The organism is Aurantimonas sp. A2-1-M11 (genome assembly GCF_036549475.1).
In the GTDB taxonomy this organism is placed as follows: Bacteria; Pseudomonadota; Alphaproteobacteria; order Rhizobiales; family Rhizobiaceae; genus Aurantimonas.
Window position 1 is genome coordinate 1 of the sequence record NZ_JAZHLI010000189.1, and the last position, 1451, is coordinate 1451.

Genomic DNA, 1451 nt, shown 5'->3' on the forward strand with positions numbered 1-1451 from the left:
TTGGGGGGTGTCGGCGATGCGCGCGAGGACGTCGGCGAGCCAGGCCTGCGGATCGATGTCGTTGAGCTTGGCCGTCGCAATCAGCGTCAGCATGAAGGCGCAGCGATCGGCGCAGCGATCGGCGCAGCGATCGGCGCAGCGATCGGCGCCGCGATCTGAGCCTGCGAAGAGCCATGACTTGCGGCCGAGAGCAATCGCAGGGTCATTCTGCCCATATCGGGCAATTCGTAGAGGTTCATTACCGGTGGCATCCCTTTCATGGCCGACGTTTTCGGCAGGAGGGCAGCGAAGAACGCGCCACTGGCCGCATCATTCGGGTCGAGATCAAGCCCGGCGAGGTCATGGTGGTCGCCGCATGGATGCTGGATCCCGTCGCCTGCGCCGGTATGGAGATGGGCAGGCCGCGCGTTTCGATTGGCGGGCTCACTGAGATTCACAACATCCTGATCCAGCGCGGTTTCAGGCAAAGTTCTCCGGACGGCTCGAACACCATCCAGGAGGTACAAAATGAAGACCCTGCCACCCTCGAAGCTGCCTGTGCTGGCGCGCCAGCTCAGCATGCCGCTGGACTCGCTGAACCTACGGGGGCTGAGCCTGTCCGAACGAAGCATCGTGGTCGTTCGGCTGGCGACCCTCCTGACGGCCGCCGCGGGCGCCGCAGCGACCGAGGAGGACGATGATGACGAGCAGTGATCATCTGCCGGTCGCGGTGCTGAAGCGGAAAGCAGTCGTCTATGTGCGCCAGTCGACCCAGGCGCAAGTCCAGACCAACCTCGAGAGCCAGCGACGGCAGTATGAACTCGTCGATGTCGCGCGCCGGTGGGGATTCCGCGAGGTCGAGGTCATCGATGACGATCTCGGCCGTTCTGCCAGCGGCACCATGGCGCGACCCGGGTTCGAACGGCTGGTGGCCGACTTGTGCACAGGCAAGGTCGGAGCCGTGCTCTGTTTCGATGCATCTCGGCTTTCCCGCAACGGACACGACTGGCATCGCCTCCTCGAGTTGTGCGGCCTGGTTGAGGCGCGCGTGATCGATCTGGACGNTCGGCTTTCCCGCAACGGACACGACTGGCATCGCCTCCTCGAGTTGTGCGGCCTGGTTGAGGCGCGCGTGATCGATCTGGACGGGGTCGCCGAAAGTCCACCGGGCGCGTCGCGATCACGATCGGCATGTGCTGGCCCGGGACGATCACCGGCGCACCTCCAAGGCTCTGACAATCTCGGCAATGCGTCGCCCGCACAGCCGGATGACAACATCACCCGGCAACGATCTCAACCCGCTGTGCCGGCTCCTTCTCGGTCACCGCATCCGGCTCGCTCACCCTGCAGCGGGACGAAGGCGGGGATGTCCCGATCGATGTTGAACTTCTGAAGTGGCGGCGTTGCCCGCCTTGAGCCGGTAGGCTCGGGGTGTCGAATCCACTTCGGAGAGCAACGCCATGAAGAAAGAT

At 64.3% G+C, this 1451-nt stretch carries 1 protein-coding gene and 2 pseudogenes; 2 read left to right on the forward strand and 1 reads right to left on the reverse strand.

Annotated elements, in window-relative coordinates; all coding sequences use genetic code 11:
- Positions 1–195, reverse strand: a pseudogene (locus VQ042_RS25525) (transposase domain-containing protein); the annotation flags it as partial.
- A 312-nt stretch (positions 196–507) separates the two neighbouring features.
- Here VQ042_RS25525 and VQ042_RS25530 point away from each other — a divergent pair.
- Together VQ042_RS25530 and VQ042_RS25535 are read left to right on the forward strand one after the other, a co-directional pair.
- Positions 508–693, forward strand: a complete 186-nt coding sequence (locus tag VQ042_RS25530; RefSeq protein WP_331823041.1) for a hypothetical protein — start codon at positions 508–510, stop codon at positions 691–693.
- A pseudogene (locus tag VQ042_RS25535) lies at positions 680–1042 on the forward strand (recombinase family protein); the annotation flags it as partial. The gene VQ042_RS25530 and the pseudogene VQ042_RS25535, both read left to right, overlap by 14 nt.
- Between the last annotated feature and the right edge of the window lie 409 nt (positions 1043–1451).

Excerpts from the sequence above, each read along its gene's own strand:
- VQ042_RS25530 (WP_331823041.1), top strand. The coding sequence starts at position 508 with ATGAAGACCCTGCCACCCTCGAAGCTGCCTGTGCTGGCGCGCCAGCTC.